Consider the following 6,455-nt stretch of genomic DNA (forward strand, 5'->3'; position numbering starts at 1 on the left):
CAATTGGCAGCTATATCAGGCGATAGATCCGCTGGAGACGAACAATAAACAGGCCAGCGCTTAAAGGAGGTGCGTTGTGATAAAAACAGTGGGAGCATTTTTAGGAGTACTCGCCATCATCTGTGGCACCCTTGTCCTTGCCTTAGGCATCTTTTGGACCATAGACCTCGCGCCACTCGTTCTGTTCGTTGGTGCCGCCATAGCGTATGGTGTGCTATCATCCCCGCGCCGAGCGACTCGACACCGTGAAAGCGCCGATGTAACCTCTGGACAAAAGCCTTCATTGTCGGATCCTCATTCCCCCGAAAGAGAGGTGCACGGATGAGCGCCCAAGCCACCCTGCCCAGCAAACTGTCCCATTCTGAAACTCCATCTACCGCACCATCACGTGTCCGTTCCAAAGAGAGTATCTCCTTAGCCCTCCTCGGGTTGGCGGTCTATTTGGGTGCCGCAATTTACCTGGTATTTGGATTACACTACTACGCCGGTGACGCCGTGTCGCGAGTGGCCAATGCCTATTATGTGTTATTTAGTCGCCATCCTCACTTAGGCGCAATTGGGTTTATCTGGAATCCGCTTCCCAGTTTATTCGAACTCCCTTTTGTCGCCTTACACCCGATATTCCCGGCGATGGTGACCAAGGGACTAGCGGGTTCCGTGGTGTCCGCTGTGTTGGGAGCGAGCGCAGTGTACAATATGAATTACCTACTACGAGGATTTATTCCCCACACGCTGACTCGCATCATCATTACGTTAACTTTCGCCTTTAATCCCCTGATTGTACTCTACGGAGCCAATGGCATGAGTGACCTCATGTGGGTGGCCTGCATTTTAGGCACCTATAGCGGCGTGATTGACTATGTCCATACCAGGTCGTTACGGCGACTCGTCGTCGGCGGCCTATGGTTGGCCATCGGACTGGGCATGCGATATGAGGCGATTCCATTTGGAGCGATGCTCATTGGGGCATTAGTCTTGGGACAGTGGAAAAAAACCACCCCTGCACAATCCCAAGGGTCTGCCATTGTATTTGCGACGCCCGTCGTCGTGGCTGGAGGACTCTGGATCTATTTGAATTGGCTCATCATGAAGGACCCCTTATATTTTCTCAACTCCAGTTATGGCAATCTCGCTCAAACTTCGACTGGAGCGTACATGACTCACGCCATGGTACAGGCCGATCACCACGTCTTAGGCGCACTGCTCTACGTGGTCCGCTTTGGCCTGTTATATTGGCCCCTATACCTAGGATTTGCAATCGCGCTCTGGTATTCGTTTGGAAAACGCCGCGATCCCCGTGCGTTAGTGCTCATCGCAGGAACCATCGGAGCAGAACTCTTGGAATTGGTTCTCGCGTATGAAGGTCATCTGGGAGAATGGGACCGTTATTTTCTCGAATACATTCCCAATGGCGTCCTACTTTTAGCCTTTTCCGCCCACAAAATTATCTATAAGAGCTTTTCTCGGCACTCACGAATTAAACGCAGCCTCGTCAGCCTCTCTCTGTCTCTCCTCTTTCTCTCAGGAAGCGTCGGTACCATCATCGCATTACAGCATCCCGTGTTAGGGCAATCCGATGGCAGTGCCATCGACATGGCCTGGCATCAACAGTCCATGAAACTTTCCTCTGACCCCTTCACCGTCGATGAACCGGTGATCGCCTACGTCGATGCCCATCCCCATCTCTCGATTCTTGCAGACACTTTTAAAGACTGGCCCATCGTCGTTCGGTCACATCACTTAAATCAGTTCGTCATTACCTCAGATTACGATTTCGCCTCCATTTTGCATAATCCTCGAGGGCGAGTGGACGCGATTTTGGTACCTAAACCGACTGGGGTGGCAAAACTTGATGCCGTCAACCGAGCGTTCCCGGGGATGTGGGCGGGGCATGTGTCATGGGTCAAACTCATCAAACAATTTCCGGCGGGTCCCGACTACCGACTCTATGCCGTACTGTCCACAGCCCCCTAAATCAATCAGAATGCATAAATAGACGATCCCGAATGTTGATGCCTTAGAGGAGTGATGATTATCATCGCTCTCCTAAGGCTTTAGTCTTTCCACCTCTCACGTGACCCCTCCATCCGTTATGTCCTCCCGCTCGACGTTCCTACCACACCCAGTCCCCATGAACCGCGACGACTCCGCTGCAACCCACCGTATCTGTGAGACGAATGGCGCCGGCGATGGTACCCGGACGAGACCCATACCACGCAGTTGAACCGAAGAAATCCCAGACCCTCGCGAGACATTCTCTGCGACCCGACTTGGTACTGTCCCCGCGATCAGGATTCTCTACGATCCCCTTAAGTCAGTTCGGTCAAAGGGGTCGAAACTATTTTATGGCGACATTTATGAACAATCCAATCGGCGCATCTACGCATCAGCCATTAATTTCTGTGATTATACCTTGTCACAATGAAGCAGCCCGAATCGAGCGCACCATCGAAGCCGTCATCAGCATATTAGAGCCTACTCACTATCGCGTGGAAGTCGTGGCCGTCGATGACGGATCCACAGACGACACGCGACGCACTCTCGACGCTCTCCAACAACGATGGCCTGCTATTGTACACCTGATTTGCTTCGAAACCAATCACGGCAAAGGGTATGCTATCCGTGAAGGGTTTTTACAGAGCCGAGGCGATGCCGTCGGATTTATTGACGCCGATATGGAATATCCGGTGCAAGCGCTCCCCATTATGGCGGACATGGTGTTAACGACTTCTCACACCTGTGCCATCGCCTCTCGCGTTAGTGATGACCGACCGCGAATGGAACGCCTGTCATCGCACCTGGCTCACAAAGTTGCTTCCGCCGTGTTGCAATTGCCCGTGCGAGATACCCAAGCCGGAGTCAAAATGTTTCCCGGCCAGTTTGCGCGCACGACCTTAGCTCAATGTCGTCAAACCGGCTGGCTCTATGATATCGAAGCCCTATTGCACGCCGCCGAACAACGCTTTGAAATTGTCGAGGTGCCGGTAATGCAAAAAAGCGTCCGACGGCGCCGAGCGAGTCTTTTCACCATGATGGCCTGTGGGCCAGCCTTGTTCACTTTAGCGCGATCGCGAAGACGTACATTGCGGAACCGTCGTCCCGGGCCGAAAATCGGTGAAGTGGCACGATTTGGCCTAGTCGGGATCACCAATAGCCTTGTGGATTTGGCCGCCTACTGGAGCCTCGTACGTCTGTGGTCCCCGGGACATAATGGATACCAAGCGGGCTTTGAATCACTTCTCGCCTGGATAGTCGCCAGCCTCGTCGGCTACACCATGCACTCCCGCTTTACGTTTCATCGCCGCCTGCCGCGGGCGGGATTTTATCTTGTCACCGGATTCGGCGTCTCGATTCAAGTCGTCACCACGGGCGTGGTCACGTCACTCGGAGGCCCGCACTTGGCCGTCATCGGCAAAACTCTCGGGATTCTGCTGGCTTCCCTTGTAACCTATAGTGGATATCGTCTTATCGCTCGATCCAGCCCTGAACCGTATGCCGTTGCAAAACATCCCCAATTGGTAGTGCGGCAGGCCGATATTCCGGTCGTCGAATAGCGACGCGTTGACGTGCAGGAATCCCTATGCGCTGTCTAGACCCCGAGAGCACCGCCAAAACCCTCATCCGTTTGGTCATTTACCAGCGCATCATCCCTTATCACACCAGCAAAGAGGCGAGAATCGCCCTCGCGGGGGGATACCGTTGTCGCACATCTTCTTCCATAATTCCCAAAAATGCAATGTAAACGTTCATGGAGGTGCAGAAATTTGATACAATCCGACATGCTTTCGATCACTCGTCCCCTCTTCAATCCCCCGACATCTATTCTGGGTCGTGACGACGAATGGCGCTCCCTACTCAATGGGGTCGCTCAGAAAAGCTCTTGTGTCACCTATGTTTGGGGAGCACCCGGAGTCGGGAAAACCTATCTTATTCAGCATTACGCCCAGTGGTTGAAAGAACACACAGAAATACCTCTGGTTTGGTCTCCGGGCCGCGACTTAGCCTTGCCGATGACCGCCTGGCTGCAGCGTCTTTACCACGATCTCAATTTTTCTTCTGAAGAGCTCTTCGCCGGAGATAACGTCCGCGAAAATCTCCTTAGTCGATGTCGTATTCGTCCTTTTCACTGGATTGTAGATGATATCGATGCCTTAGCAATCTCCCCCAGCGATATCGCTGACATCGCCCAGTCACTACTCGCTTGCGGAGGACGACTGACTCTCACCGGTCGCTTGTCACCATTTCAACTCTGGCCAAAGCAGGATTATTTTCGCATGCATCTCAACGAAGTACCGCTCAACGACTGGAATTCTCCGATTGCGGAGCAGTATTTAACCGCCCGGGGCGTGAAAAGTCCCGATGTCGTGACCCACATTATGGGAGCCACGCATGGGCGCCCGCAACTCTTGTCTGCCGCCGCTGACGGACTCACCCATCTGGCCGCGGCCCAAATTCCAGAATCACACACAGCATTTATGGCCAATGCCGTGGACTTAAATAGTTTTCTGATTGAGCAACTCTGTCACCCGGGATCGATGCGACTAAGTTGGCGTGCGGGACAACCGTCTGACCCGCTAGATACGCTCATCGCGGCCGCAGCATTGGCGCCTATGATGAATCGCGAATGGATGACTCGGGTGGTGGGGCGATCCATAGTCAATCAAGCATGGGACAAGTTTATCGCGTTACCCATTTTAGAAAGCTATCGCGGTGGGTACTACGGATTATTCCCGGTATTGAGGGAACAAGTCGCCCACGTGGTACAAGACACGCGCCCTTGGATGTGGGAGCGATCGGTACAGCGCACCACGGCCTACTATTTATCCCTTCTGACCTCGCAACGCATCGCCCCGGATCAAGCGTGGGACCTCCTCAGTTGGTTTATTCGGCCTCGCCTGGGCGAGCACCCGTTTCGTTGTGACAGTGTGACGCTCACCACCCCTTACATCCCTCCTCTGCCAACCACTCCCGCCACGGAGCTAACCCTTATAGGAGATTTGGGTCCCATTATCGGTGCGCACACTCTCTTAGAGGAGGACACCTTAGAGATCCATCCCCAGGTCCTGTCGAAGGATCCTCTGAAGTGGGTGAGATTAGTGTCATTCCTGGGGCGACATTTCCATCGCTACCGCATCATCCGATGGACTGGCGTGGATGCCCATCCTGACTTGGTCTCCCTGCTCCAACTTTTGCACTTTATCCCGGAAAACGATAATACCTGGCAGTTATCCTTTGACCACCAGTCCTATCGTCAATGGTTAGAAGCAATCGTCGCTCCACCCGTCCCCGTGCGACCCAACGACCCGGTCGGCACTACCCAAGCCATTTTGCAGAATATCAGTGCCGGCAAAGTAGAGCTCCATCCCGACGCCGAGGCCTACTGGACCAGCGTCGGATCCTACAGCACATTTCACACTTGGTTTGTCGATGCATTGAATTCTGCCCCATTGGGAGAGCGAGTGGACGGCAAAACGCCTCTGATATTGTACTATCTTGACCATCGTGGGACGCACGAAGAGCTGGCCGAGCTCCTGCACGTGTCTCGCGCCACATATTTTCGCAATCATCGTCAGGCACTGGAGCGATTGGCCGATGCGGTCTTTCGTTAAGTCGCATCGACACCGGGCGCAGGACCTCTAAGAAGTGGTAGGAGTAATGCGCGATGCAACGTCTTGGTTCACATAGCGGTTCAACAAATCGTAATGACACTGCATCGCCACATCACGAAATGAGTCCTCGGGATGCGCCTCTCTAACCGCCGAGAGCACCGGTCCAGGGAGACCTTCGCAATGGATCAAACTATGAAGCAGCTTTTCGGCATGATGAGGGATTACTGCAGGGAAGAAGATCACCCACTCAGTCATACTCCACTTAGTGACAATGTCGCTCGCGCGCACATGGCGATGAATGTGCTGTGTCAATACCTCCCATGATGACTCCGCCATCATGTCAGCCGATAACGGCATAGCCAACAGCACTAGGCAGGTCCAGTCATCCCCTTGCTCATGGATGATACGGGCGATCCGACGTTCCGCCTCCCGCGGATTGACGAGGCCCCATTGAGCTTCCCGCGCGGAATGAAACTTTGGCCCGGGAGCGGCATCCCAGGACCACCGTTCCAACTTCTGCAGCACATGATGAATGTTGCGTTCGATAATCTTAGGAGATTGCTGAAGGATAAGTGCCATGCGCGCCACCGGAACCCCTTGCACAACCAACTCCAATGTGGCTCTTTCCTTTGCTGTGAAATGCAGTCGCGACTCCTGTTGCCGTGACATCTGCTGCCTCCTCGGAGATATTTGTCGTGATCTCGTCACCCGACAGAGGGTCCCAGTACTTAGGATGAAAATCCTCTTTCGAGTTTTTTTGCGATTCTTTCTGCGATTCTTTTTGCTATCCTCTTTGCTGCCATTGTAGGAAACCTCAGAGGAAGATGCAGTGTCACGAACCGTCTC

5 protein-coding genes are annotated in these 6,455 nt (G+C 53.5%); 4 read left to right on the forward strand and 1 reads right to left on the reverse strand.

All coding sequences use genetic code 11. From position 1 onward, the window contains the following. The first annotated feature begins 76 nt into the window (after positions 1-76). From ACOJWD_RS00620 to ACOJWD_RS00635, 4 genes are all read left to right on the forward strand, one after another. Complete coding sequence (locus ACOJWD_RS00620) at positions 77-325, forward strand: hypothetical protein (protein ID WP_486991280.1); 249 nt, start codon at positions 77-79, stop codon at positions 323-325. Beyond that, positions 322-1,974, forward strand: a complete 1,653-nt coding sequence (locus ACOJWD_RS00625) for a hypothetical protein (RefSeq protein ID WP_486991281.1) — start codon at positions 322-324, stop codon at positions 1,972-1,974. Before ACOJWD_RS00620 ends, ACOJWD_RS00625 begins: the two co-directional genes overlap by 4 nt. Before the next feature lie 371 nt (positions 1,975-2,345). Next, positions 2,346-3,554, forward strand: a complete 1,209-nt coding sequence (locus ACOJWD_RS00630) for a glycosyltransferase (protein ID WP_486991282.1) — start codon at positions 2,346-2,348, stop codon at positions 3,552-3,554. A gap of 210 nt (positions 3,555-3,764) precedes the next feature. Further along, entirely contained in the window at positions 3,765-5,609 is a 1,845-nt protein-coding gene (locus ACOJWD_RS00635; protein ID WP_486991283.1) for an ATP-binding protein, read from the forward strand. Positions 5,610-5,636: 27 nt separating this feature from the next. Here the strand turns inward: ACOJWD_RS00635 and ACOJWD_RS00640 are convergent, their stop codons facing one another. Continuing rightward, entirely contained in the window at positions 5,637-6,278 is a 642-nt protein-coding gene (locus tag ACOJWD_RS00640) for a hypothetical protein (RefSeq protein WP_486991284.1), read from the reverse strand. Between the last annotated feature and the right edge of the window lie 177 nt (positions 6,279-6,455).

The sequence above is a fragment of the Sulfobacillus sp. TH-112 genome, assembly GCF_057473405.1.

Bases quoted from the DNA above. Each gene is read 5' to 3' on its own strand.
- ACOJWD_RS00625 (WP_486991281.1), top strand. From the start codon at position 322: ATGAGCGCCCAAGCCACCCTGCCCAGCAAACTGTCCCATTCTGAAACT.
- ACOJWD_RS00630 (WP_486991282.1), top strand. From the start codon at position 2,346: ATGGCGACATTTATGAACAATCCAATCGGCGCATCTACGCATCAGCCA.
- ACOJWD_RS00640 (WP_486991284.1), bottom strand. From the start codon at position 6,278: ATGTCACGGCAACAGGAGTCGCGACTGCATTTCACAGCAAAGGAAAGA.